Genomic DNA, 21,912 nt, shown 5'->3' on the forward strand with positions numbered 1-21,912 from the left:
GGCCCGTCCGGCGATTGAAGGGCTACCCCCGTATCACCCCACCCGGCCGCGTTTGGCCTGCATCGCGGCCCGGCCCTCCGCACCCTTGCGCTTCCAGTCGCGTCGGATCTCCGCCCGCAGTCTCGCGTCCGTCTTCGCCACGATCCGCTGGTTCTCCCGCAGCAGCTTGCGGTAGCTCTCCAGCCGGCGCTCCGGCAGCGAACCGTCCTCGATCGCGCCGAGTACCGCGCACCCCGGCTCCGACTCGTGCGCGCAGTCCTGGAAGCGGCACTTCTCCGCGAGCTCCTCGATCTCCGAGAAGACCTGGCCCACGCCGGCCTCCGCGTCCCACAGGCCCACCCCACGCAGGCCGGGCGTGTCGATGAGCACGCCTCCGCCCGGCAGGGCGAGGAGATTGCGGGTCGTCGTGGTGTGCCGGCCCTTGCCGTCCATGTCGCGTGTGGCCTGCACATCCATCACGTCCTCGCCGAGCAGCGCGTTCGCGAGCGTCGACTTGCCCGCACCGGAGACGCCGAGCAGCACACTCGTCCCGCCCGAGACGACCGCCGCGAGCACGTCGATGCCTTCGCCCGTCGCCGAACTGACCGGCAGCACCTGCACTCCCGGCGCCGTCGCCTCGACGTCCTGCACGAGATACGAGAGTCCGGTGGCGTCCGGCACAAGGTCCGCCTTGGTCAGCACGACGACCGGCTGCGCACCGCTCTCCCACGCCAGCGCAAGGAACCGCTCGATCCGGCCGAGGTCCAGCTCCACGGCGAGCGAGACCGCGATGATCGCGTGGTCGACGTTGGCGGCGAGGATCTGCCCCTCGGAGCGGTTCGACGAGGTGGAGCGAACAAAGGCGGTACGGCGCGGCAGATACGTCCGCACGAAAAGAGGGTCGCCGTCCGGGTCGACGGCTGCCCAGTCCCCGGTGCAGATGACCCGCAGCGGATCGTGCGGGGTGACAAACGTGGTGTCGGCGCGGATCAGCCCGTCGGCGGTGACGACATCACACTGACCGCGGTCGACCCGTACAACCCGGCCGGGCAGCAGCCCCTGCTCGGCGTACGGAGCGAAGGCGGCGTCCCAGTCCTCGTCCCAGCCGTAGGAGGCAAGGGCGTGCCGGGCATCAGAAGTGGAAGCGGTGTTGAGCGAAGCGTGGAACAAGGGAAACCCTTCGAAGGGTGGCCCCGGCGGCGCGCTCGGTGCGCAGAAGGTGAGTGGGTGTCAGCCGGAAACCACAGGGGTGGGAACGATGATGAACTCCTGAATGCGGGCAGCGCCCAGCGCAATGACAGTCATCAATGCTCACCTCCTGCTTGCTCAACGAACCAACGCGGTTGTCCTGAGAGCGACACACGGCCGCGTCCCGGAACGAAGGAACCGTAACCCCGTCCGCGACGGGACGCCACCCATTTACTCAGGGCCGCCTCGGCCCCCGGCACGCACCGGCAGAGGGCCGAGCTCACCGCCTCAGACCCCGGTGTCAGCTCTGTTGTTGCAGTGCCGCCAGACCCTTCCTCAGGTCTTCGCGGTTCATCGCCGGCTGGATCTCGATCTCGGCACCGAGCTCCATGAACAGGGACTCCGTGATGAGCGGCAGCTGCGAGCTGTCCTGCATGTCGAAGACGAGGGTGCACGACCGGCAGCCATGGCTGGGGTTGAAGTACGCGGCCTCGGGCTTGAGCTGTTCGATCGCCTTGTCCAGCAGCTGCGTGATCGTGCCGTTCTTGATCGCTTCGTTTGCCGCCGGAGTATCCAGAATGGCTCTCAGCATGACCCTCATCCCACGGGCTCCTTCCGCACACCACGACCGGCGCGGTGGAGCCCGCGCACGCTGAGACCGGGCGGCATCCTCGTCAGCGTCTCCCCGGGCGATCAGGGCGGCAACATCTCTTCCGCCGTCCGTGCTGCCCTGCGCGAGCTCACGGCACAGGCGAGCTCACGGACGGGCTCATGGCACGGACGAGCTAAGGCGTGGACGAGCCGGCGGCCAGGCGTACCGTGCTCAGGATCCGTCGCACCGTCGCCTCCGGCACCTCGCCCTGAACGCCCTTCGCGCCGAGGAAGGTCCACGACTTGAAGTCCCCCTTGGGGTCCTTGAAGGCGAAGGTCGTGGCCTTGCCGTCGGTGTCGCACTTGCCCTTCTTCGCCACGCCGGAGGACTCGGCCGACGCAAGGCTGCCCGTGATGCCGGACGTGGTGGTGTACGGCTCCACCGTGCCCGTCCTCACCTTCGCCTTGTCCGGCTGGGTGTATTCGCCGTAGATCCACAGGGACGCGTTGTTGCGGGCCGCCTCGTCGAGGGTCCTGGCGCCCCGCTCACTCCTGGACCCGGCGCTGGCAAGGGGCGTGTCCTCCGGACTGCCGTCCTTGTTGTCGTCGGACGTGCACCACTTCTCCTTGAGCATCGCCGGGCCCGAGAAGCCGACCAGGGGCTTCTCCTCCGGGTCCTTCTCGTCCGCGACATAGCTGGCCCAGTCGGGCGACTTGAGTCCCCATTCCGGGGGCACGTCGAAGGCGATGCCGCTCCTGGGGTTCACGACGGCCTTCCAGCCGGGCACGAGCGGCTTGGCGTCGTCGACGCCGCGCGGGTTGTCGCCGGTCGGGCCGGTCGACGGGGCGGCGGAAGTGGACTCGGCGGGGCCCGGGTCAGCGGTGTCGTCCTTGTCGCCGCCCAGGACCAGGAAGCCGGTGACAGCCGCGGCGATGACGACCACGGTGGCCGCGGCGACGGCGACGAGCGTCGTTCTCCCACGGCCGCCGGGAGGAGTTGGCGGCGTACCCATCGGGGCGGTCGGGGCACCCCAAGGCGCCTGCCCCTGCTGCTGGTACGGATTGATCTGCTGCCCGCCCCCGGGGCCCTGCTCACCTGGCCACATGGGAGGCAACCCTAGAGGAGGCCTTGACACGGCCTCGGGTTGGGCCACTCGCGCACGGGATGTATCCATATGCTCACCCCGTGTGGCGAGCGCCGAAGATCGCCCATAACTTCGCCTCATGACGAAACGACAGATCAGATGCCTCACCTGCATCGCAGTCGTCATGGTCTCCGGGCTGGGCGTGGCCGCCCCGTCCTACGGCGCGGCCAGGCACGCGGTGCATCCGGGCGAATCGATCCAGGAAGCGGTGAACGCCGCACAGCCGGGAGACACCATTGTGATCTCGCCCGGCACATACCGTGAAAGTGTCCTTGTGACCAAGGCGAATCTGACGCTGCGCGGGTCGGGCGGCGGGGCAACCGTCATCATGCCGGCGCAGGCCGCCACGGCCGGCGCCGCGAACACCTGCGCCCAGGCCGGAAACGGCATCTGTGTGACGGGCACGGCGGCGCAGACCGTCGACGGCGTCACCATCCGCTCGCTCACCCTCTCGGGCTTCACGAAGACGGCCGTCTGGTCCTCCTACACCGACCGGCTGACCGTCCGGCAGGTGACCGCCGAGAAGAACGGCGTCTGGGGCATCGCCCAGCAGCACTCCACCCGCGCGATGTTCCGTAACAACGCCGTCCGGGACAATGGCGACGCCGGCATCTTCATCGCGAACACGGTCGAGGAGGAAGGCGGAGCCACCGACACCCACGGCAGCACGGTCGCGAACAACCTGCTGACGGGCAACCGGATCGGAGCCACCGTCAGGCGGGTCCGCAACCTCACCGTCCGCGGCAACGAGATGACCGGCAACTGCGCCGGAATGTTCGTGGTCGGCGACGAGTCGAAGCCCGCCGCCGGCGACATGACCGTTCGGGGCAACGCGATCAACCAGAACAACAAGTTCTGTGCCGCTACGCCCCGCCTCCCCGCCATTCAGGGCTCCGGCATCGTCCTCACCGGTGCCGAGGCGACCGTCGTGCGCGACAACACGGTCCTGAACAACGTGGGCGCCTCCCCGCTCTCCGGCGGAATCGTGCTGTTCCAGAGCTTCGTGGGCGCCACGAACACCGACAACGTCATCAGGCACAACGACGTGCGCGGCAACAAGACGGCGGACCTGGTCAACCAGGGCGGCGGCACGGGCAACACGTTCGTCGACAACATGTGCGAGGCCTCCGCACCCGCAGGGATGTGCTGACCGGTGTTCCCCTTCACCAGGAGAATCGAGGCGGTATGACCACCGTAAGTCCCAGACCCGAGACACTCGTCGGGTCGCCCCCCGAGGCGGTGGCCACCCATCAGCCGGCCATGCGCCTGCGGGAGCTCGTCTTCGGAGCGGCCTGCGCGGCCGCCGTACGGGCTGCCGCCCGGCTCGGCGTCGCCGACGCGCTCGGCGAGACGCCCACCACGGCCGAGGAGCTCGCGGCCGCGCTGAACACCGAGCCCCAGCCCCTGCGCCGGCTGCTGCGCACCCTGTCCTGCTATGGCGTCTTCCTCGAGACCGAGGACGGGACCTTCGCCCACACGGACATGTCCCGCATGCTCCGCGAGGACGATCCGGGCAGCCTGCGCTACATCGCCCTGTGGTGCACGGAACCGTGGACCTGGGACGCGTGGCCGCGTCTCGACGAGGCGGTACGTTCCGGCGGCAGCGTCTTCCAGGAGCTGTACGGCAAGGGCTTCTTCGAGTATCTGCACCAGGACGCCCATGAGTCGGCCCATGTCTTCAACCGGGCCATGACCACCTCCAGCATGCAGTCGGCGCTGGATGTCGCCGAGCTCCTCGACCTCACCGGGGTCCGCGTGGTCGCGGACATCGGCGGCGGGCAGGGGCATGTGCTGGCAAGCCTGCTGGAGAAGCATCCGGACGTCCGCGGCACCCTGCTCGATCTGCCCGACGTGGTGGCGAAGGCGGACCCGCGGCTGCGTACCGGCGGCTCGCTGGCCGAGCGGGTGCGTATCGTCCCCGGGGACTGCCGCGAGGACATCCCGGTCGAGGCCGATCTGTACATCATCAAGAACATCCTGGAGTGGGACGACGAGTCCACCGGCAGGACGCTGGCGAACATCGTCGCGGCGGCCCGTCCCGGCGCCAGGGTGGTGGTCATCGAGAACCTCGTCGACGACACCCCCTCGATGAAGTTCACCACGGCCATGGACCTGCTTCTGCTGCTCAATGTGGGCGGTGCCAAGCACTCCAGGGCGAGCATGGTGGACCGGATGACGAAGGCGGGTCTGCTGGTCGGCGACATCCGTCCGGTGAACCCGTATCTGCACGCCTTCGAGGCCGTCGTGCGCGGTTGAGCGGGAGTGAGCGCACGTACGAAGAAAGGGAGCGAACGCCCCGGGCCCGGCTGAAGAGCCGGGCCCGGGGCGTTCGTCGGTCAGGGTGTCAGGCGGGTCAGTCACGCTTCCAGCTGTAGAACTGACGGGCCATCGCGTCCTTCGGGCTGCGCCAGGTCTCCGGGTCGTACGGGCTGACGAAGGCCTGGAGCCGGTCGCTGATGTCCTTGAACGCGGGATGCTCCGTCACCTTCGCGATCGCGGGGCCGGCTGGCTGCTCCGCCTCGATCAGATGCAGATACACATCGCCGAACTGGAAGAGACTGCGCCGGGTGACCCCGACGAGGTGCGGCAGTTCGCCGCTGTCGGAGGCCGCGAACAGCTTGGCGATGTCCGGGGCCGACTCCGGCGCCATACGGGCGACGATCAGAGCTTGGTGCATCGTGGGGCTTCCTTCCTTTCCCTAAGCGGCTCAGTTGGCGGTGACGCCGGCGGCGCGGCTCTCCCGGTCGCGCTGCTCGATCTTGTCGCGGATGAGCGCCATCTGGATCTTGGAGTTGCGGTTGATGTTGTCGGTCATCCAGTCGTCGTCGACCGGGGCGTCCGGCTTCATCGCGAAGTCCTGCGTCCAGTGCATGCGCGTGCCGCCCGGGACCTCCGAGTACTCCCAGTGGATCTCCATGTGCTGGAAGGGGCCCGTCTCGACCCGGCGGGCGCGTACGCTCCGGCCCGCGCGGTCGGTCGTACGCTCCGAGACCCAGCTCCAGACCGTGCCGTTGTCGTCGGGGTGCATGGTGAGACGGAAGGTGGTGGTCTCTCCCCGGCGCTCAAGGATCTCCAGCGACGCGTACTCGGTGAACAGGCTGGGCCAGTTCTCGATGTCGTTGGTGATGTCCCAGACGAGGTCCAGGGGGGCTGCGACGGTGATCTCGTTCTCGGTGTGTCCGGGCACGTCAGGCTCCGCTCATGAGGGTGTTGTTGACGAGGTCGAGGAACTCCTGTGGGGTCTTGCAGCGGTCCGCGTCGGGGGGCAGCGGGCGGCCGTGCCGGTTCTCCAGCTCGCCGACGATGCCGAGCAGGCCCAGCGAGTCGAGGCCGAACTCGTCGAAGCGGGAGGTGGGCCGGCTCGCGAGGTCGACGGGGTCGACGGTCAGGCCGGCGCCCTTCTTCATCAGGGATGCCAGCTCTTCGATGGTCAGTCGGTCGGACATGAGGGACTCTCCTTCTACTCGGGTGTGTCGGTGGTGCCGCGCAGCACCAGCGCCGCGTTGGAGCCCATGAGGCCGCGGCTGAGCACCAGTGCCGTGCGCAGCTCCGCGGGACGGGCCCGGTCGGTCACGACGTTGAGGTCGTGGCAGACGTCGAAGACGTTGGGCGTGGGCGGCAGGATGCCGTGTTCCATCGCCAGCACCGCGGCTGCCGTATCGAGCACGGGCCCTCCGCAGTACGCCCGTCCGGTACCGGTCTTGGGCGCAGTCACCGGTACGCGCCTGCCGTGAGTCCCCAGCGCGTCCGCGATCGCCAGCGCCTCGGCGCGGTCGGCCTCCGGCACGCCGAGCGCGTCCGCGAAGACCACGTCGATCTCCTCCGGCGCGCAGTGGGCCTCGGCCAGTGCCCCGCGGATCGCCTGGGCGAGTCCCTCCCGGGACTGCTCCCACCGGGAGGGCCCGGTGAAGGTCGCGGCATGGCCCGCCACCAGGGCACGGACCCGGGCGCCGCGCCTGCGCGCCGCCATCTCCTCCTCGACCACGAACATCGCGCCGCCCTCGGCGGGCACGAAGCCACAGGCGTCGGAGGTGAAGGGCCGGTATGCGCGCGCCGGCTCCTCACAGGTGCTCAGGTCCTGGTAACCGAGCTGGCAGACGACCGAGTACGGCGCCAGCGGCGCTTCGGCCGAGCCGACCACAACCGCGTCGGTGCCGCGCCGTATCGCTCGCGCGGCATGGGCGAACGCGTCGAGTCCGCCTGCTTCGTCGCTGGCCACCACGCCGCAGGGTCCCTTGAAGCCGGCCCGGATGGATATCTGGCCGGTGCTCGCGGCGTAGAACCAGGCGATGGACTGGTACGGGCCGACGAAGCGTGAGCCCTGACCCCACAGCCGCTGCAGTTCGCGCTGTCCGAACTCGCCGCCGCCGGATCCGGCGGCGGTCACCACACCCACCGCGAACGGTGACTCCTCGCAGTCCGCGCGGCTGAGCCGGGCGTCGTCGAGTGCGAGATCGGCCGCGGCCATGGCGAAGTGCGTGAACCGGTCGGTCTGGACGAGATAGCGCTCCTCGATGAGCGCACCGGGATCGAAGTCGCGCACCTCACCCGCGACCTTGAGGGGAAGCTGCTCGCATCCCTCACGGGTGACCCGGTCCAGGACGCTGATGCCGCCCTGTGTCGACTTCCAGAAGACCTCGGTGCCTGCCCCGTTGGGGGCTATGACACCTATGCCTGTGACGACCGTCTGCCGGGATTGTCGGGAGCTCATGATGTCCTCCCTTGGGGTCGGGTCATGACAACCGCGGACTGGAATCCGCCGAAGCCGCTGCCGACGGAGAGCACGCTCTTCAGCTTCCGGGGGCGTGCGGTGCGCGGCACGTAGTCCAGGTCGCACTCGGGGTCGGGGGTCTCGTAGTTCGCTGTCGGCGGCACCACCTGATGAGCCATCGCCAGGACGCAGGCGACGAGTTCGATGGCTCCGATGGCGCCCAGCGAGTGGCCCACCATGGACTTGATCGAGCTCATGGGCGTCTTGTAGGCGTGGTCGCCCAGTGAGCGTTTCACCGCGGCCGTCTCGTGCCGGTCGTTCTGCTTGGTGCCCGAGCCGTGCGCGTTGACGTAGTCGATCTCCGTACGATCGATACGGGCGTGGTCGAGTGCGGTGTCGATGGCCCGGGCCATCTCCAGGCCCTCGGGGGTCAGTCCCGTCATGTGGTAGGCGTTGCCGAAGGTGGCGTAGCCCCCGAGTTCGCAGTACACCCGCGCGCCGCGGGCGAGGGCGTGTTCCAGCTCCTCCAGGACCAGGACGGCGCCGCCCTCTCCCATGACGAACCCGTCCCGGTTGGCGTCGAACGGCCTGGAGGCATGGGCGGGGTCGTCATTGTTCGGCGAGGTCGCCTTGATCGCGTCGAAGCACGCCACCGTGATCGGGGAGATGGGCGAGTCCGACGCGCCGGCTATGCACACGTCGACCCGGCCCTCCTCGATGGAGTGGAAGGCGTAGCCGACCGCGTCGAGTCCCGAGGTGCAGCCCGTCGAGACGGTCTGCACCGGGCCGTGTGCGCCGACCTGTTCGGCCACTGCGGATGCCAGCGAGCTCGGCGAGAACGCGCGCTGCAGATGCGCTCCCGCCGGGCGGTGGTCGACGTCCCAACGGGCGCCGGACGCGCTGACCTTGACGTAGTCGTTCTCGAGGCGAGTGGTGCCGCCGACCGCGGTGCCCAGGGACACCCCGATCCGCCAGGGGTCTTCCTTCTCCGGGTCGATGCCGGCGTCGCGTATCGCTTCTCGGGCGGCCACCAGCGCGAACTGGATGTACCGGTCCTGGCGCGCCACCTGGTCCTCGTCGAGGCCGTGGGCCGCGGGGTCGAAGTCGACCTCGGCGGCGATGCGCGAGCGGAAGCCCTCCGGGTTGAAGAGCGTGATCCCGCGCGTCGCCGTACGGCCGGCTGCGAGCAGATCCCAGAACGCCGGGGCGCCTACTCCTCCGGGGGCGACGATACCGACCCCGGTCACCGCCACCCGCCGGTTCACGAAACGGCCCCAGTCCGTTCCGGCGGCCTGCCCTGCTCGGCGCTTTTTGAGGGCTCGGTGACCTCGGTGTCGACGTGCCCGAGCTCGGGGCGCGGGGCGAGCGGGCCGAGATGGAAGACCATGCGGGCCTCCACGTCGCCGACGTTGCGGAACCGGTGGCGCACATTGATGGGGATCAGGAGGCCCTGGTCGGGCCGCATCGGGTGCGTCTCACCATCCAGATCCACCTCGAGTAGCCCCCTCACGACATACACGAACTCCTCGGAGTACGGGTGGTAGTGCTCGCCGATGAATTCACCGGGCTGCACGATGGCAAGGCCCATGAATCCGCTGGTTGCACCCACCGCGGTGGGGGTGAGCATGGCGCGCAGGTCTCCGCCGCGTCTGCGGTTGGGCTGTGTCTCACTGAGATCCACGATGCGTGGGGGATGCGTGGTCATGACTGGTTCCTCCTGGTGCAGTGCTCCCGACGGCTTCGCCGCGCGGCCGGGCCGGACGTTTCGTTCAGGACTCGGGCGGCGCGCTCCGGTCGGTGATCAGTTGCATGTCGGAGTCCGCGAGGAATCGCGACATCTCCTTCTCGTTGCCGAGCACGCCGTCCGCTCCGCCTTCGAGCAGCCGTGCGAGGGTGGCCGCCTTACGGGGGCCGGAGACCGCGAGCGCCAGGGCGGGCCGGTCGTCGAGCCGCCCGTCCACGTCGATGAGCCGGACGACGATGTCGTCGCGCTGGAAGATCGTGCTGCTCGCGATGGGGCTGTCGGGGCTGTCGGCCGCCGCAGCGTCCTGCTTGGCAAGCAGCCGGGCCAGCGCCATGCCGCAGCCTTCCTTGGCCGGGTAGTACAGCGCGTGCCGCTTGAGCTCGGCCGAGTGCGGCCCGTCCGCCGCCACATGGTGCACGGCGGGCAGTGCGGCACGGGTGAAGAACATCCGGGCGGAGTTGGGGTCGTTCAGGTCCCGGTCCTGCTCCAGATACGGGTTGATGGCCTCCTCCACCTCCCTGACCTCGGGCTGCCTGGCCACATGGCGCAGTGCCGCAAGGAGGTCGCCCTGCACCTCGATGGCCCGTACCACTCGGTTGCCGTGCATGAAGAGCGAGGTGCGGCGCAGCCGGGTGTTCTCGTCGACGCGGGCCGCCGGCGAGGTGTACCCGGAGAGGATCTTCGCGACCTTCTTCTCGCTGCCCGGCTTGACCGTGAAGGTGAGGGCGTGCCGGACGACTCCGTCGCCGAGCCGGGGCGATGCCTGGAGACGGCCCTTGAGCTCCTCGGGTGAGGAGACATGGGCCTTTCCGGTCTCGCGCAGAACGCTGAAGCGCAGCGAGCGGGTGTCCCGTACGCAGCTGTGCAGCGGCTGGACCGTCTCGACGTGCTCCTCGCTGTTCACCCAGGCGAGGAAGGGCGGTGCGCTCTCCCATTCGCTGGTGATGAGCCACTGCGAGGGGTTCTCGATCGACTGGCACAGCTGGTCGCTGATGTGGCCGGGGACCGAGGCGACCTGATTGCGCAGATGCTCGTAAGCCTCGAGGAACTCCTTCTGCGCACCGTCGTGAAGGTCCAGCAGCAGAACGACTCGAAGCCTGGAGCCGTCGAAGGCGGACTGCGATATCCGTTCCGACAGGGTTGTCATCTCTCACACTCCTTTGCGACACCGCGCGGGTCAACGGCCCTGCGGATACGGACGGTCCGCCTCCCGAGACCGGGGGGCGCTCACGAAAACGATCGTGGTCCGGTACTTCGACTGGCGCGAGAGCTGAGAACCAAGCGGGTGAATGGGCGAGGCAACCGGTGCCGCACAGGGCATGGAAGTTTCATCCCCCAAGGGCGGCAGGAGCTGGAGCTACGGATGGAAGAGCACGTCGGAGAATCCGCGGAAAGTGCCGATCGCGTACCGGTCCTCATCGTGGGCGGGTCCCTGGTGGGCCTGTCCACCTCGGTGTTTCTGGGCCGCCACGGCATCAGACCTCTGCTGGTCGAGAAGCATTCGGGCACCTCGACGCACCCGCGCGGGCGGGGCATGAACGTACGGACGATGGAGCTGTTCCGGGGCGCCGGTGTGGAGTCGGAGATCCGGCAGGCCGCGGCGGTGCTGGCGGACAATCACGGAATCCTCCAGGCGGGCTCGCTGACCGGCGACGACCAGGAGTGGCTGTTCAAGGAGATCGACCCGGGCGGCGCGCTCAAGCGTTTCAGCCCGACCACCTGGTGTCTGTGCAGCCAGAACGACATCGAGCCCGTGCTGATGGCCCGCTCCCGCGAGCAGGGTGCCGACCTGCGCTTCTCCACCGAACTGCTCTCGTTCGACCAGGACGCGACGGGTGTCACCGCAGTCGTGAAGAACCGGGACACCGGCGAGCACACCACCATTCGGGCGGACTATCTGGTCGCGGCCGACGGGCCGCGCAGCCCCGTCAGGGAGCAATTGCAGATCGGGCAGAGTGGCCACGGCGACCTGTTCCACAACGTGAGCATCACCTTCCGCTCCCGGCAGCTCATCGACGTGCTGGGCGAGAAGCGCTTCATCGTCTGCTATCTGACCAAGCCGGACGCGGACGGGGCGCTGCTGCCGGTGGACAACCGGGAGCAGTGGGTCTTCCACGCGCCCTGGCACCCGGACCGTGGCGAGACGCTGGAGGACTTCACGGACGAGCGCTGTGCGGAGCACATCCGCAGGGCGGTCGGCGCGCCCGTGGACGTCGAGATCACCGGCAAGGCTCCGTGGCACGCCGCCGAGCGGGTCGCGCAGCGGTACTCCGGCGGCCGGGTCTTCCTGGCCGGCGACTCGGCCCACGAGATGTCCCCGACCGGGGCGTTCGGCTCCAACACCGGCATCCAGGACGCGCACAACCTGGCCTGGAAACTCGCGATGGTGCTGAACGGCTCGGCGGCGCCCGGGCTGCTCGACACGTACGGCGAGGAGCGGCAGCCGGTGGCCAGGGCCACGAGCGCGCGCGCCTCGGTCCGCTCGGCCGAGCACAGCCACCCTGGTTACGCGCCCGCGAACACCCCCGCCGGCGGCGGGGGACGCCCGGGCGGCATCCTCTCGGTGGCGATGGGGTACGGCTATCCGCACGGCGCGGTCCTGGGCGTCGACCCCGGCCTGCCGGTCGTGCCGGAGCAGATGCAGCTGACAGGCGCCCCGGGCACCCGGTCCCCGCACATGTGGGTGACGAGGGCGGGCGGGCGGATGTCCACGCTCGACCTCTACGAGCGGTCGTTCGTGCTGCTCAGCGCGGAGGGCACGGCGTGGCGGACGGCGGCACGGAAAGTCGCCGAACGGCTGTCGGTACGGATGGACGCATACGCGATCGGTACGGGCCGCGACGCCGACCTGGTCCCCGAAGACGATGTCGACTGGGCCGAGCTGCACGGCACGACGGCCGACGGCGCGCTGCTGGTGCGTCCGGACGGCTTTGTGGCATGGCGGTCGCAGGAGGCCGTCGCCGATCCGGAGCGGGAGCTCCACGAGGTCATGAGCACGGTGCTGCGCCTGGCCTGAGCCCGTTTCATGAACCGGTTTCGGGAGCCGGTCCGGTGAGTCCCTTGCGCCGTTCTGGCGGTGCAAGGGACTCATTCATGTGGTCAACACACCCGGCCGGGCGACGAAAGTTGTCGCGAACGCGTCGCGCATACGCCGTCCGCGCTCTACGGTGCGCAGATAGCTCTGCGTATGCGGGAGGTGTAGAAAGAGGACATGGCCGCACGCTACGGCCGCCCGCGCTCGGTTCTGAGAATGCGAACCGTCGCAGGTCAGGTCTTTCTCCTGCAGGTGGCGATCGTGGTGTTGCTGGTCGCCGCCGCCATGGTGGCCCTTGTGCTGCAGTCCCGGGCCGACAGCGAGCGCGAGGCCCGCAACCGGTCGGTCGCCGTGGCCCAGACCTTCGCCCATGCGCCCGGCATCGAGGCCGCGCTGAAGAGTCCCCACCCGACCGTGGTGCTCCAGCCACTCGCCGAGGAGGCCCGCAAACGCTCCGAGGTCGACTTCATCGTCGTCCTCAACACCGATGCAATCCGCTACACCCACCCCAAGCCCGACCGCATCGGCAAGAAATTCGTCGGCAATGTGCAGCCCGCGCTGGGCGGCGGCATTGTCACCGAGAAGATCAACGGGACGATCGGGCCGCTCGTGCAGGCCGTCGTGCCGGTCATCGGCCGCAACGGGGATGTGGTCGGCCTGGTGTCCGCCGGGATCACCATCGAGCATGTCAGCGGCGTCGCCCAGGACCAGTTCCCGCTGCTGTTCGGCGCCGCCGGGGCAGTGCTGCTGGTCACCACGGGCGGCACGGCGCTGGTGAGCCGGCGGTTGCGCCGCCAGACCCACGGACTCGGCCCCGCCGAGATGACCCGGATGTACGAGCACCACGACGCGGTGCTCCACGCCGTACGGGAAGGCGTGCTCATCGTCGGTGGCGACGGGCGGCTGCTGCTCGCCAACGACGAGGCGCGCAGGCTGCTGAACCTGCCGGCGGACGTGGAGGGCACCGCGGTCACCGATCTCGGTCTCGACCCGGCCACGGCCCGGCTGATGGCCTCCGGACGGGTCGTCACCGACGAGGTGCACCTGGTCGGGGACCGGCTGCTCGCCGTGAACCAGCGTCCGACCGACCAGGACGGCGGGCCGCCGGGCAGCGTGGCGACGCTGCGGGACACCACCGAGCTGCAGGCAGTGAGCGGCAGGGCGGATGTGGCGCGGGCGCGGCTGAAGCTGCTCTACGACGCGGGCACCGAGATCGGCACCACCCTCGATGTGGTGCGCACCTGCGAGGAGCTGGCGGAGTTCGCCGCAGCGCGGTTCGCCGACTTCGTCACCGTCGACCTGGTGGAGGCGGTGCTGCGCGGCGAGGAGCCGACGCCGACCTTGGACGCCGTCCCGGAGATGCGTCGTATGGCCTTCAGCGGTCTGCGGGAGGACACCGCGCTCTACCCGCTGGGCAGGCTGATCCGCTTTGCGCCGTCCACCCGGCTGACCTTCGGCATCGGCAATGGCGAGGCGGTCCTGGAGCCGGATCTGGCCGCCTTCTCCGGCTGGCAGGAGCAGGACCCGAAGCGGGCCCGCAGACTCGTCGAGCACGGAATCCACTCGATGATCGCCGTGCCGCTGAGGGCACGTGGCGTGATTCTGGGCGTGGCGATGTTCTGGCGCGCCCAGAAGCCCGAGCCGTTCGACGAGGAGGACCTGTCGCTCGCGGAGGAGCTGGTCGCCCGGGCGGCCGTGAGCGTCGACAACGCCCGCCGGTACACCCGCGAGCACACCATGGCGGTGACCCTGCAGCGCAGCCTGCTGCCGCGCGTGCTGCCCGAGCAGAGCGCCATCGACGTCGCCTACCGCTACCGGCCCGCGCAGGCCGTTCTGGGCGGTCTCGGCGGCGTCGGCGGGGACTGGTTCGACATCATCCCGCTGCCGGGCGCGCGGGTGGCGCTGGTGGTCGGCGATGTCGTGGGCCACGGTCTGCACGCCGCGGCGACCATGGGCCGGCTGCGCACCGCGGTCCACAACTTCTCCAGCCTGGATCTGCCGCCCGACGAGCTGCTGTGGCACCTCGACGAGCTGGTCACCCGCATCGACCAGGACGAGGCGGACGACGGCTGGGAAGCCACGGACGCGGGAGTGACCGGGGCGACCTGCCTCTACGCGATCTACGACCCGGTCAGCGGCCACTGCTCGATGGCGCGGGCCGGCCACCTCCAGCCGGTGATCGTCCAGCCGGACGGCGCCGCGGTCTTCGCCGATGTGCCCGGCGGCCCGCCGCTGGGACTCGGCGGGCTGCCCTTCGAGACCCTCGATCTGCACCTGGCCGAGGACAGCCGCCTGGTCCTGTACACGGACGGACTCGTCGAGGACCGCGACCGCGACATAGACGACGGCCTGGCGCTGCTCCGCAGCACTCTGGCGGACAACGCCGACCGGACCCCGGAGGAGACCTGCGAGGCGGTCCTCAAGGCGCTCCTGCCGGACAACCCGCGCGACGACATCGCGCTGCTCGTGGGCCGTACGCAGATACTCGACTCCGGCCGGGTGGCCGAATGGGAGGTTCCGTCGGACCCGTCGGCGGTGGGCCAGGTCCGGGCGGCCGTGACCGCCAGGCTGGCCGAGTGGGGCCTGGAGGAAGAGGCGTTCACGACGGAGCTGATCCTCAGCGAGCTGGTCACCAACGCGATCCGGTACGCCACGGGCCCGATCCGCGTACGGCTGATCCGTGACCGCAGCCTGATCTGCGAGGTCTCGGACCACAGCAGCACATCACCGCATCTGCGCCAGGCGGCGATCACGGACGAGGGAGGCCGGGGCCTGTTCCTGGTCGCGCAGTTCGCGGAACGCTGGGGCACCCGGTACACGTCCGACGGCAAGGTCATCTGGACGGAACAGCCGCTGCCGTAGCAGAGGGCCGGGCATGGAGTGTGCCGCGCCCGGCCCCCGTTCCTGCACGTCAGGCGGAGCCGGTGCCCGAGCGGCGCCTGAACCACCACACGGTGAAGCCCGCGGCGACGACCACCGCGGCGGCGACGACCCCGATCACGACCCCGTTGCCGGCGTCGTCGTCCTTCTCGGCCTTCTCGTCCTTCTCGTCCGTCTTCGCGCTCGGCGCCGGGGCGGCCTTCGGCGGCGTGGGAGTCGGCGAGGTGGAGGGCGCGGCCGTGCTCGCGGTCGCGCCCGGGGCCGCGGGCTTCAGGGCCAGGACCGGAGCCGGGTTCTCCGGCTCCGCGCCGCCGCCGGGGAGCTCGATCCAGCGGTCGATCTTGCCGTCGCCATAGGTCTCAATGGTCTTGAAAGCAAGCGACTTGGCATCGGGCAGCTGCGTGACGGTGATGCTGTGCACGGCGTCCGTGCCGGTGGCCAGCGCCTTGCCACCGACGGTGTAGCCATCCTTGGACGGCGTCAGCTTCCAGCCCGCCGGGGCCTCCTTCAGGCTCACCGCGTCCGGGGTGATGCCCTCGGGCAGGACGATCTGGAGCTTGGCGATGCCGGCGGTGTCCGACTCGGCCTCGGAGGTGAACGTCAGGGTCACGTTCTTCGCCAGGGCGCGGGGGTCTGAGGCATTCACCTCGACGTGGGCCGCGGCCGGTCCGGCTACGGCGAGCACGGTGGCGAGGGCCGCGGTGGCCGCGAACGCTGTCCGCCGGGTGGCGGCGCGCAGGGGGAAGGTACTCATGGTCGTGGGTCAACTCCTCGAAGCGAACTGTCATGGGTGGGACGGCGACTGCCCATGACCGGGAGGACCGCGGCGGACCACGACATGCGCGAGGACGGCGTACGCGGGCATCCCCGCGGCCTTGCGCGGCCGGCCCCCGGCGCGCGTGGCGTCAGGGCCGGGGCAGGGATGCGTACGCAGCCGGCCGAGCCAACGTGCCACCGTGGCGCGGACGGTGGCCGCGAGCTGGTCCAGGAGCCGTGGGAGCGAGTCCAGTTGGTCGTCCGCCTGCTGGAGCAGCACCGCCACGGCCACGGCGGCCAGCGTGTGAGCGAGCAGCATCACGGCCCCGTCCGGGTGTACGCCGTGCTCGCCGGGAATGGGGTGGCCGGTGCCGTGCAGGGCGCCGTGCCGGTCGGGTCCGGCCTGCGCCAGCACCTCGTGGAGGGCCAGTTGGGCGGCGCACGTCGCGGTCACGACGGCGGCGAGGGAGCGCGGCCGCGCGGCCCAGGGCAGTGCGCCGAGGAAGGCGGTGGCGGCGGCGAGGAACAACAGCCGCCAGGGGACGGTTTCGCCCGACGCGACATGGTGACCGGCAGCGGCGAGAGCTGCGCTCGCGACGGCGAACACACCGGCTCGAGCGCTCCGCACGCTCCACCGGGCGCGCGGCGCGCTGTGGGTGGGGGGAGGGAGGGTTCGCGGCATGCCGGGGCCATCATTCACGAGATGGGGCGGGTGGGTGTGCGGTCCTGGACATCTGCGGCGGGCTTGTTCCCCGGGGCGGAGCCCCCGGAAGGCGGGGTCCGGGGCGGAGCCCCGGTTCAGGGAAGGGGCGGGGTGGAGGAAGGCCCCGCCTCCGGTGCCAGCCGCCGCCCGCACCGCAGGTTCCACCGTCCCGCCCTCCCGCTCAGCTCCGTCAGCGTCAGCGGAGCCACATCCAGGCGCCAGAACACCTCCGGCGCCAACCCCAGGCCCCGCACCACAGCCGCCCGGACCACCGTCGGCTCCACCACCGCCAGCACCCGCCCCGCGTCCAGCGAGTCCAGCCAGTCGCCCACCCGGGCGCACAGCGCCACCAGCGATTCGCCGCCGTGCGGCGCGGCCGACGGGTCCGAGAGCCAGGCGGACACCGCCTCGGGCTCGCTCGCGCTCACTTCCTCCAGGCGGCGTCCACGCCAACGGCCCATGTCCCAGTCGCCCAGTTCCTCCGCGACCTGCGCCTGCGCGCCCAGCTCCGCCGCCGTCTCGCGGCAGCGCGCGGACGGGCCGCTCAGGACCCGGTCCGCGCGCGGCAACGCCCCCGCCGCGGCGCGGGCGCGGCGCACCCCCGCCTCGTCCAGCGGGCCGTCGCCCGCGAAGCGGACCTCCCGCAGCGCCGCGGTCGTCGCAGGTGAGATCAACATCACCCGTACCGTCATCGCGTACGTTCCTCTCCCCAAGTGGGCCATGACGCAAGCACATCACGGCCGTTCAGGCGCCCAGGCGTGCGCCCGTGCGCCGTAGCGGTGCGGGCCCGCAAGCGGTACGGTCTCGTGGACATGACGACGGTGTGACGGAAGTCCGGTGAGAATCCGGCACGGTCGCGCCACTGTGAACCAAGGTTCCCCTGTGGGAAACGCGGGAAGTCAGACCCAGCACCTTCGTCTCAGGCACCACGATCGGGACGCGTGTTCCCCCAGGAGGTTCTGCCATGGCACAGTCTGCCGCGCCCGCCACCGCCGCACCTGTCATCACCCCCATCTCGCTGAAGGCAATCGCCCCGTGGGCACTTTTCTTCGGCATTCTGATGCTGGTTCTGCTCTACTTCGTCGGCGCCGAGCAGGGCGCAGTCTCCGTCATCTCCGGTGAGAACGTGCACGAGTGGGTCCACGACGGACGCCACCTGCTCGGCTTCCCCTGCCACTGATACACCCCTGGGGAAGACTCATGAACTCCATATCTGTCAGAGCCCTGCTGGTCCGCGGCATGATCGCGGGCCTGATCGCGGGTGTCTTCGCGCTGGCCGTCGCATACACGCTCGGCGAGTCCCCGGTGGACGCCGCCATTGCCTTCGAGGAGTCCCACAGCCATGAGCACGGCGGCGAGGAACTCGTCAGCCGTGCCATGCAGTCCACGGCCGGCCTCGCCACCGGTGTGCTGGTCTTCGGTCTCGCGATCGGCGGCATCGCCGCCCTCGCGTTCTGTGTCGCGCTCGGCCGCATCGGCCGGTTCGGGCCGCGCGCCACGGCCGCGCTGGTCGCGCTCGGCGCGCTGCTGAGCGTGTACGTCGTGCCGTATCTGAAGTACCCGCCGAACCCGCCTGCCGTCGGTGACCCGGAGACGATCGGCCAACGGACAACGCTGTACTTCCTGATGATCCTGCTCAGCGTCCTGCTGGCGGTCGCCGCGGTGATCCTCGGCAAGCGGCTGGCTCCCCGGCTCGGCAACTGGAATGCGACCGCCGCCGCCACGGCCGCATTCGTGGTCGCCACCGGTCTTGCCTTCGCCTTCCTGCCGTCGTTCAACGAGGTGCCGAAGGACTTCCCGGCCACCGTGATCTGGGAGTTCCGGGTGGCCACGCTTGCCGTCCAGGTGACCTTCTGGGCCCTGTTCGGGCTGGCCTTCGGCCACCTCGCCGAGCGGCTCCTGACGCCGGGCGCCGCCACGGCATCCGAAGGAAAGGACACGGCTGCCGAGGGGACGGGCACGGCCTCGCGTACGACCGCTGCCGCGAGCTGACGCACAGCGCCACCACTGCGAGAGCCCGCCGGGGCATCCCCGGCGGGCTCTCGCATGTGATCTCAGCCGATCTCAGCCGCTCTGGGTAGCAGCGGCGGGCAGCGACACCTCGAAGCGGCAGCCGCCCGTGACATTGCGTACGTCGGCGTGCCCGGCGTGCGCCTCGACGATGCCGCGGACGATGGCGAGGCCAAGACCCGCGCCGGCCGGGGGCGTACGGGCCTGGGTGCCGCGCCAGCCGGTGTCGAAGACGCGCGGCAGGTCGTCCTCGGGGATGCCGCCGCAGCCGTCCGTGACGGAGAGGACCACTCGGTCCTCGCGGCGCTCCGCGGCGACGGCGACCGTGCCGTCGGCAGGCGTTCGGCGGATCGCGTTGACCAGAAGGTTCGCCAGGACGCGGGTCATCTCCTTGCCGTCCACCTCGACCGGGACCTGCTCCACCCGGTCGCCCACGAGGCGTACGCCGTGCTCGCGCGCGAGCGGGTCCACGCCTGCCAGCGCCTCCCCCACCAGGTCGTACACCGACATCCGGGTCGGGGTGAGAGCCAGGGTGCCCGCGTGGATGCGGGAGAGCTCGAAGAGGTCGCCGACCATGGAGTTGAGGCGGTCGACCTCGGTGCGGATCTGGCGGAAGTAGCGCTCCGGCTCCTGGACGACGCCGTCCTCCAGGGCCTCGGACATCGCGCGCAGCCCCGCCAGCGGGGTGCGCAGGTCGTGCGAGATCCAGGCGACGAGCTCGCGGCGGGAAGTCTCCAGGGCGCGTTCACGTTCGCGGGACTCGGCGAGCCGGTCGCTGGTGGCGGCGAGTTCGCGGCTGAGGGCGGCCAGTTCGGCGGTGGACGCGCCGTCGGGGGCGGCGAAGGATCCGCCGTCGCCGAACGAGCGTGCCGCCAGCGCGAGTTCGCGGCTGCGCGCGACGACCCAGCGCCCGAGGAGCAGCGCGGTGGCGAGCGATACGACCGCCGCCATCGCGACGACGGTGGTGACCACGGTCAGGTCGTGCGCGGACAGGAACATGGCCTGGGCGACGGCGAGGGTTCCGGCGAGCATGGCGGTGACCGCGACGGCGGCGACGACGGTGAGGGAGACGGCAACGGACCGGTGGCGCAGCAGGCGCAGGACCAGCGCGCCGACGAGGCCGACGGCGCCGGCCCCGAGGAAGGCGAACAGGGCGATGAGAAGCATGTCGCTCACGATGATCAGGCCTCTTCCCGCGGCAGCGCGCTCCGGTCCTGCGGCACGTCGAAGCGGTAGCCCACGCCCCACACCGTCTGGATCAGCCGCGGCCTGGCCGGATCGTCCTCGATCTTGCCGCGCAGCCGCCGTACATGGACGGTGACGGTGGACAGATCGCCGAACTCCCAGCCCCATACGTCCTGCATCAGCCGCTCCCGGCCGATCGCCTGCCCCGGGTGCCGCATCAGATGCGCGAGCAGGTCGAACTCCCGTAGGGTCAGGCCCAGTTCATGCCCGTCCTTGGTGGCCCGCCGCGCCGCCGGGTCGAGCACGATGCCCGCCGCGGCCAGCCGTGGCCCGGCCCGCCGCTCGGCCGCCGCGCCGCCCCTGCGGAGCACGGACTCGACACGCAGCACCAGCTCGCGCGGGCTGAACGGCTTGGTCACATAGTCGTCCGCCCCGATTTCGAGCCCGAGGATCCGGTCGTCCTCGTCGCCGCGCGCGGTCAGCATGATCACCGGTACGGCGGCGAGCGTGCCCGCCCGGAGCCTGCGGCACACCTCAAGGCCGTCCATGCCCGGCAGCATCAGATCGAGGACGACCAGATCCGGCGCGCGGTCGGCGGCGAGGCGGAGCGCCTGGGGCCCGTCGGCGGCCCGGTCCACGCTGAAGCCGGCGCGCTCCAGATAGCCGGTGACGACTTCGGCGACGGTCGGATCGTCGTCGACGACCAGAATGTTGTGCATATCGCCAGTGTCCTCTGAACGGCACGCGGTCCACGGCCCGGACCGCCTTACGAAACTGTGACGCCCCCCGAGAACCGGATCCGGCAGGACCGAGGACGTCCGATTCGTTCAAGACCGCAGGTCCCGGCTCTGCCTACGGTGAGGTCATGACTCCACGACTCGACGCGATCGGCCTCGTCGTCGCCGACATGGCCACCTCTCTCGCCTTCTACCGCCGCCTCGGCCTGGACATCCCGGCCGACGCCGACACCGCGCCCCACGCCGAGGCCACGCTTCCCAGCGGGCTGCGCGTGCTGTGGGACACCGAGGAGACCATCCGCTCCTTCGACCCCGAGTGGGCAAGGCCCACCGGTGGCGAACGTGTGGGGCTCGCCTTCCTCTGCGACAGCCCCGCCGAGGTGGATTCGGTCTACGCCGAGCTGACCGGCGCCGGATACAAAGGGCACCTCGAGCCCTGGGACGCCGACTGGGGACAGCGTTACGCGCTCGTTCTGGACCCCGACGGCTGCGCCGTGTCGCTGTTCGCCAACGCCGCATAGGTCCCGAGCGTGATTCCGGCCAGATCGCGCATTTCACGGGCGAGATGCGCCTGGTCGGCACAGCCCGCGCCGAGCGCTGCCTCGGCGTACGGCACACCGTCCCGTACGCGCGTCAGCGCCCGCTGCAGCCGCAGCACCCGGGCCAGCGTCTTGGGCCCGTACCCGAAGGCGTCCAGGGAACGGCGGTGCAGCTGGCGGGCGCCGAGACCGACCGCGTCGGCCGCGCCTGCGACCGTGCCGCCCGCGTCCAGGCGACGGACCACCTCGGCCAGCAGCGGGTCCGGCGGTCCGGCCGCCGCCGCCCTGTGCAGCGCCAGCGCCTCCAGTCCCGCCACCCGGTCCGCGGCCTCGTCGATGCGCTCGGTGAGGCGGCGCGCCTCGGCCGCGCCCCACAGATCGGAAAGGTCCACCCGCCGGTCACGCAGCTCGTGCGCCGGTACGCCGAGGAAGGCGGGCGCGGTGCCGGGCGCGAAACGCACGCCCACATACCGCACGCCCCATACATCGGGGACGTACCCATGAGTGTCCGGTCCGGCCACGAGGAGGCGGCCGTCGGTCCAGAGCAGGTCCATACAGCCGTCGGGCAGGACCGGGCGTACCGCACCTGTGCGGGCGGCCGTGGCGTCCTCCGTCCGGGTCCAGACGACGGCGCCTTCGAGCAGCGACGCCCGTTCCTCGTACATGACAGCGAGGCTAATCGCTTCCGTACACCGCGGCATTGATCCGGA

The 21,912-nt window shown here is 70.5% G+C and carries 23 protein-coding genes; 7 read left to right on the top strand and 16 right to left on the bottom strand.

The features are described 5' to 3' along the window. Positions 1-33: 33 nt before the first annotated feature. The 3 genes from rsgA to ACI2LP_RS02680 all read right to left on the bottom strand — a co-directional run bounded on the left by rsgA (position 34) and on the right by ACI2LP_RS02680 (position 2,864). The gene (gene rsgA, locus ACI2LP_RS02670) at positions 34-1,149 is read right to left on the bottom strand and encodes a ribosome small subunit-dependent GTPase A (RefSeq protein WP_404722705.1); all 1,116 of its coding nucleotides are present in this window, start codon (positions 1,147-1,149) and stop codon (positions 34-36) included. Positions 1,150-1,468: 319 nt separating this feature from the next. Then, positions 1,469-1,768, bottom strand: a complete 300-nt coding sequence (locus tag ACI2LP_RS02675; protein ID WP_404722706.1) for a hypothetical protein — start codon at positions 1,766-1,768, stop codon at positions 1,469-1,471. A gap of 184 nt (positions 1,769-1,952) precedes the next feature. Then, a complete protein-coding gene (locus ACI2LP_RS02680; RefSeq protein WP_404722707.1) occupies positions 1,953-2,864 on the bottom strand; it encodes a hypothetical protein in 912 nt (303 codons plus the stop codon). A 118-nt stretch (positions 2,865-2,982) separates the two neighbouring features. On the opposite strand from ACI2LP_RS02680, the gene ACI2LP_RS02685 reads away from it, so the two are divergent. Together ACI2LP_RS02685 and ACI2LP_RS02690 are read left to right on the top strand one after the other, a co-directional pair. Beyond that, positions 2,983-4,053 carry a nitrous oxide reductase family maturation protein NosD gene (locus ACI2LP_RS02685; RefSeq protein WP_404722708.1) on the top strand — a complete coding sequence of 357 codons (1,071 nt, stop codon included), beginning with the start codon at positions 2,983-2,985 and terminating at the stop codon, positions 4,051-4,053. A gap of 35 nt (positions 4,054-4,088) precedes the next feature. After that, a complete protein-coding gene (locus tag ACI2LP_RS02690) occupies positions 4,089-5,159 on the top strand; it encodes a methyltransferase (RefSeq protein ID WP_404722709.1) in 1,071 nt (356 codons plus the stop codon). Positions 5,160-5,256: 97 nt separating this feature from the next. Here the strand turns inward: ACI2LP_RS02690 and ACI2LP_RS02695 are convergent, their stop codons facing one another. The 7 genes from ACI2LP_RS02695 to ACI2LP_RS02725 form a co-directional block, all read right to left on the bottom strand. After that, positions 5,257-5,580, bottom strand: coding sequence for a TcmI family type II polyketide cyclase (locus ACI2LP_RS02695; protein WP_360869001.1), 324 nt, complete (start codon positions 5,578-5,580; stop codon positions 5,257-5,259). Between the two features lie 30 nt (positions 5,581-5,610). After that, positions 5,611-6,090 (bottom strand): SRPBCC family protein, encoded by a 480-nt coding sequence (locus tag ACI2LP_RS02700; protein ID WP_404722710.1) that lies wholly within the window; start codon positions 6,088-6,090, stop codon positions 5,611-5,613. 1 nt (position 6,091) lies between these two features. Continuing rightward, entirely contained in the window at positions 6,092-6,349 is a 258-nt protein-coding gene (locus tag ACI2LP_RS02705) for an acyl carrier protein (RefSeq protein ID WP_404722711.1), read from the bottom strand. Between the two features lie 14 nt (positions 6,350-6,363). Continuing rightward, positions 6,364-7,614, bottom strand: a complete 1,251-nt coding sequence (locus ACI2LP_RS02710; RefSeq protein ID WP_404722712.1) for a ketosynthase chain-length factor — start codon at positions 7,612-7,614, stop codon at positions 6,364-6,366. Further along, positions 7,611-8,879 carry a beta-ketoacyl-[acyl-carrier-protein] synthase family protein gene (locus ACI2LP_RS02715; RefSeq protein ID WP_404722713.1) on the bottom strand — a complete coding sequence of 423 codons (1,269 nt, stop codon included), beginning with the start codon at positions 8,877-8,879 and terminating at the stop codon, positions 7,611-7,613. Before ACI2LP_RS02715 ends, ACI2LP_RS02710 begins: the two co-directional genes overlap by 4 nt. Continuing rightward, a complete protein-coding gene (locus ACI2LP_RS02720) occupies positions 8,876-9,319 on the bottom strand; it encodes a cupin domain-containing protein (protein ID WP_404722714.1) in 444 nt (147 codons plus the stop codon). The genes ACI2LP_RS02715 and ACI2LP_RS02720 overlap by 4 nt, the downstream gene beginning before the upstream one ends. 64 nt (positions 9,320-9,383) lie before the next feature. Then, positions 9,384-10,505: a SchA/CurD-like domain-containing protein gene (locus ACI2LP_RS02725; protein WP_404722715.1), complete on the bottom strand. Its 1,122-nt coding sequence runs from the start codon at positions 10,503-10,505 to the stop codon at positions 9,384-9,386. A 216-nt stretch (positions 10,506-10,721) separates the two neighbouring features. Here ACI2LP_RS02725 and ACI2LP_RS02730 point away from each other — a divergent pair, with 216 nt between their 5' ends. After that, the gene (locus ACI2LP_RS02730; protein WP_404722716.1) at positions 10,722-12,374 is read left to right on the top strand and encodes an FAD-dependent oxidoreductase; all 1,653 of its coding nucleotides are present in this window, start codon (positions 10,722-10,724) and stop codon (positions 12,372-12,374) included. A 195-nt stretch (positions 12,375-12,569) separates the two neighbouring features. Further along, on the top strand, positions 12,570-15,254 hold the full coding sequence (locus ACI2LP_RS02735) for a SpoIIE family protein phosphatase (protein ID WP_404722717.1): 2,685 nt from the start codon (positions 12,570-12,572) through the stop codon (positions 15,252-15,254). Between the two features lie 49 nt (positions 15,255-15,303). Here ACI2LP_RS02735 and ACI2LP_RS02740 read toward each other — a convergent pair whose 3' ends face one another. The 3 genes from ACI2LP_RS02740 to ACI2LP_RS02750 all read right to left on the bottom strand — a co-directional run bounded on the left by ACI2LP_RS02740 (position 15,304) and on the right by ACI2LP_RS02750 (position 17,423). Next, entirely contained in the window at positions 15,304-16,026 is a 723-nt protein-coding gene (locus tag ACI2LP_RS02740) for a DUF1775 domain-containing protein (protein ID WP_404722718.1), read from the bottom strand. Between the two features lie 30 nt (positions 16,027-16,056). Then, on the bottom strand, positions 16,057-16,656 hold the full coding sequence (locus tag ACI2LP_RS02745) for a hypothetical protein (protein ID WP_404722719.1): 600 nt from the start codon (positions 16,654-16,656) through the stop codon (positions 16,057-16,059). 170 nt (positions 16,657-16,826) lie between these two features. Then, positions 16,827-17,423, bottom strand: a complete 597-nt coding sequence (locus ACI2LP_RS02750; RefSeq protein ID WP_404722720.1) for a histidine phosphatase family protein — start codon at positions 17,421-17,423, stop codon at positions 16,827-16,829. Between the two features lie 272 nt (positions 17,424-17,695). Here ACI2LP_RS02750 and ACI2LP_RS02755 point away from each other — a divergent pair, with 272 nt between their 5' ends. Then, entirely contained in the window at positions 17,696-17,911 is a 216-nt protein-coding gene (locus ACI2LP_RS02755; protein ID WP_360869036.1) for a CbtB domain-containing protein, read from the top strand. Positions 17,912-17,931: 20 nt separating this feature from the next. Next, positions 17,932-18,723, top strand: a complete 792-nt coding sequence (locus ACI2LP_RS02760; protein WP_404722721.1) for a CbtA family protein — start codon at positions 17,932-17,934, stop codon at positions 18,721-18,723. A 72-nt stretch (positions 18,724-18,795) separates the two neighbouring features. Here the strand turns inward: ACI2LP_RS02760 and ACI2LP_RS02765 are convergent, their stop codons facing one another. Both ACI2LP_RS02765 and ACI2LP_RS02770 read right to left on the bottom strand, forming a co-directional pair. Then, positions 18,796-19,917 carry a sensor histidine kinase gene (locus ACI2LP_RS02765; protein WP_404722722.1) on the bottom strand — a complete coding sequence of 374 codons (1,122 nt, stop codon included), beginning with the start codon at positions 19,915-19,917 and terminating at the stop codon, positions 18,796-18,798. A 5-nt stretch (positions 19,918-19,922) separates the two neighbouring features. After that, positions 19,923-20,645: a response regulator transcription factor gene (locus ACI2LP_RS02770; protein ID WP_404722723.1), complete on the bottom strand. Its 723-nt coding sequence runs from the start codon at positions 20,643-20,645 to the stop codon at positions 19,923-19,925. A gap of 146 nt (positions 20,646-20,791) precedes the next feature. Between ACI2LP_RS02770 and ACI2LP_RS02775 the strand changes: the two genes are divergently transcribed. Continuing rightward, entirely contained in the window at positions 20,792-21,184 is a 393-nt protein-coding gene (locus tag ACI2LP_RS02775) for a VOC family protein (RefSeq protein WP_404722724.1), read from the top strand. Here ACI2LP_RS02775 and ACI2LP_RS02780 read toward each other — a convergent pair. Then, positions 21,124-21,867 (bottom strand): DUF6597 domain-containing transcriptional factor, encoded by a 744-nt coding sequence (locus tag ACI2LP_RS02780; protein ID WP_404722725.1) that lies wholly within the window; start codon positions 21,865-21,867, stop codon positions 21,124-21,126. The genes ACI2LP_RS02775 and ACI2LP_RS02780 overlap by 61 nt on opposite strands. Between the last annotated feature and the right edge of the window lie 45 nt (positions 21,868-21,912).

The sequence above is a fragment of the Streptomyces sp. NPDC019890 genome, assembly GCF_044903445.1.
Taxonomy (GTDB): Bacteria; Actinomycetota; Actinomycetes; order Streptomycetales; family Streptomycetaceae; genus Streptomyces.

Coding starts and splice junctions, on each gene's coding strand:
- ACI2LP_RS02760 (WP_404722721.1), top strand. CDS start 17,932: ATGAACTCCATATCTGTCAGAGCCCTGCTGGTCCGCGGCATGATCGCG.
- ACI2LP_RS02690 (WP_404722709.1), top strand. CDS start 4,089: ATGACCACCGTAAGTCCCAGACCCGAGACACTCGTCGGGTCGCCCCCC.
- ACI2LP_RS02710 (WP_404722712.1), bottom strand. CDS start 7,614: ATGAGCTCCCGACAATCCCGGCAGACGGTCGTCACAGGCATAGGTGTC.
- ACI2LP_RS02705 (WP_404722711.1), bottom strand. CDS start 6,349: ATGTCCGACCGACTGACCATCGAAGAGCTGGCATCCCTGATGAAGAAG.
- ACI2LP_RS02740 (WP_404722718.1), bottom strand. CDS start 16,026: ATGAGTACCTTCCCCCTGCGCGCCGCCACCCGGCGGACAGCGTTCGCG.
- ACI2LP_RS02735 (WP_404722717.1), top strand. CDS start 12,570: ATGGCCGCACGCTACGGCCGCCCGCGCTCGGTTCTGAGAATGCGAACC.
- ACI2LP_RS02730 (WP_404722716.1), top strand. CDS start 10,722: ATGGAAGAGCACGTCGGAGAATCCGCGGAAAGTGCCGATCGCGTACCG.
- ACI2LP_RS02780 (WP_404722725.1), bottom strand. CDS start 21,867: ATGTACGAGGAACGGGCGTCGCTGCTCGAAGGCGCCGTCGTCTGGACC.
- ACI2LP_RS02770 (WP_404722723.1), bottom strand. CDS start 20,645: ATGCACAACATTCTGGTCGTCGACGACGATCCGACCGTCGCCGAAGTC.
- ACI2LP_RS02775 (WP_404722724.1), top strand. CDS start 20,792: ATGACTCCACGACTCGACGCGATCGGCCTCGTCGTCGCCGACATGGCC.
- ACI2LP_RS02695 (WP_360869001.1), bottom strand. CDS start 5,580: ATGCACCAAGCTCTGATCGTCGCCCGTATGGCGCCGGAGTCGGCCCCG.
- ACI2LP_RS02680 (WP_404722707.1), bottom strand. CDS start 2,864: ATGTGGCCAGGTGAGCAGGGCCCCGGGGGCGGGCAGCAGATCAATCCG.
- ACI2LP_RS02685 (WP_404722708.1), top strand. CDS start 2,983: ATGACGAAACGACAGATCAGATGCCTCACCTGCATCGCAGTCGTCATG.
- ACI2LP_RS02750 (WP_404722720.1), bottom strand. CDS start 17,423: ATGACGGTACGGGTGATGTTGATCTCACCTGCGACGACCGCGGCGCTG.
- ACI2LP_RS02720 (WP_404722714.1), bottom strand. CDS start 9,319: ATGACCACGCATCCCCCACGCATCGTGGATCTCAGTGAGACACAGCCC.
- ACI2LP_RS02755 (WP_360869036.1), top strand. CDS start 17,696: ATGGCACAGTCTGCCGCGCCCGCCACCGCCGCACCTGTCATCACCCCC.
- ACI2LP_RS02725 (WP_404722715.1), bottom strand. CDS start 10,505: ATGACAACCCTGTCGGAACGGATATCGCAGTCCGCCTTCGACGGCTCC.
- ACI2LP_RS02675 (WP_404722706.1), bottom strand. CDS start 1,768: ATGAGGGTCATGCTGAGAGCCATTCTGGATACTCCGGCGGCAAACGAA.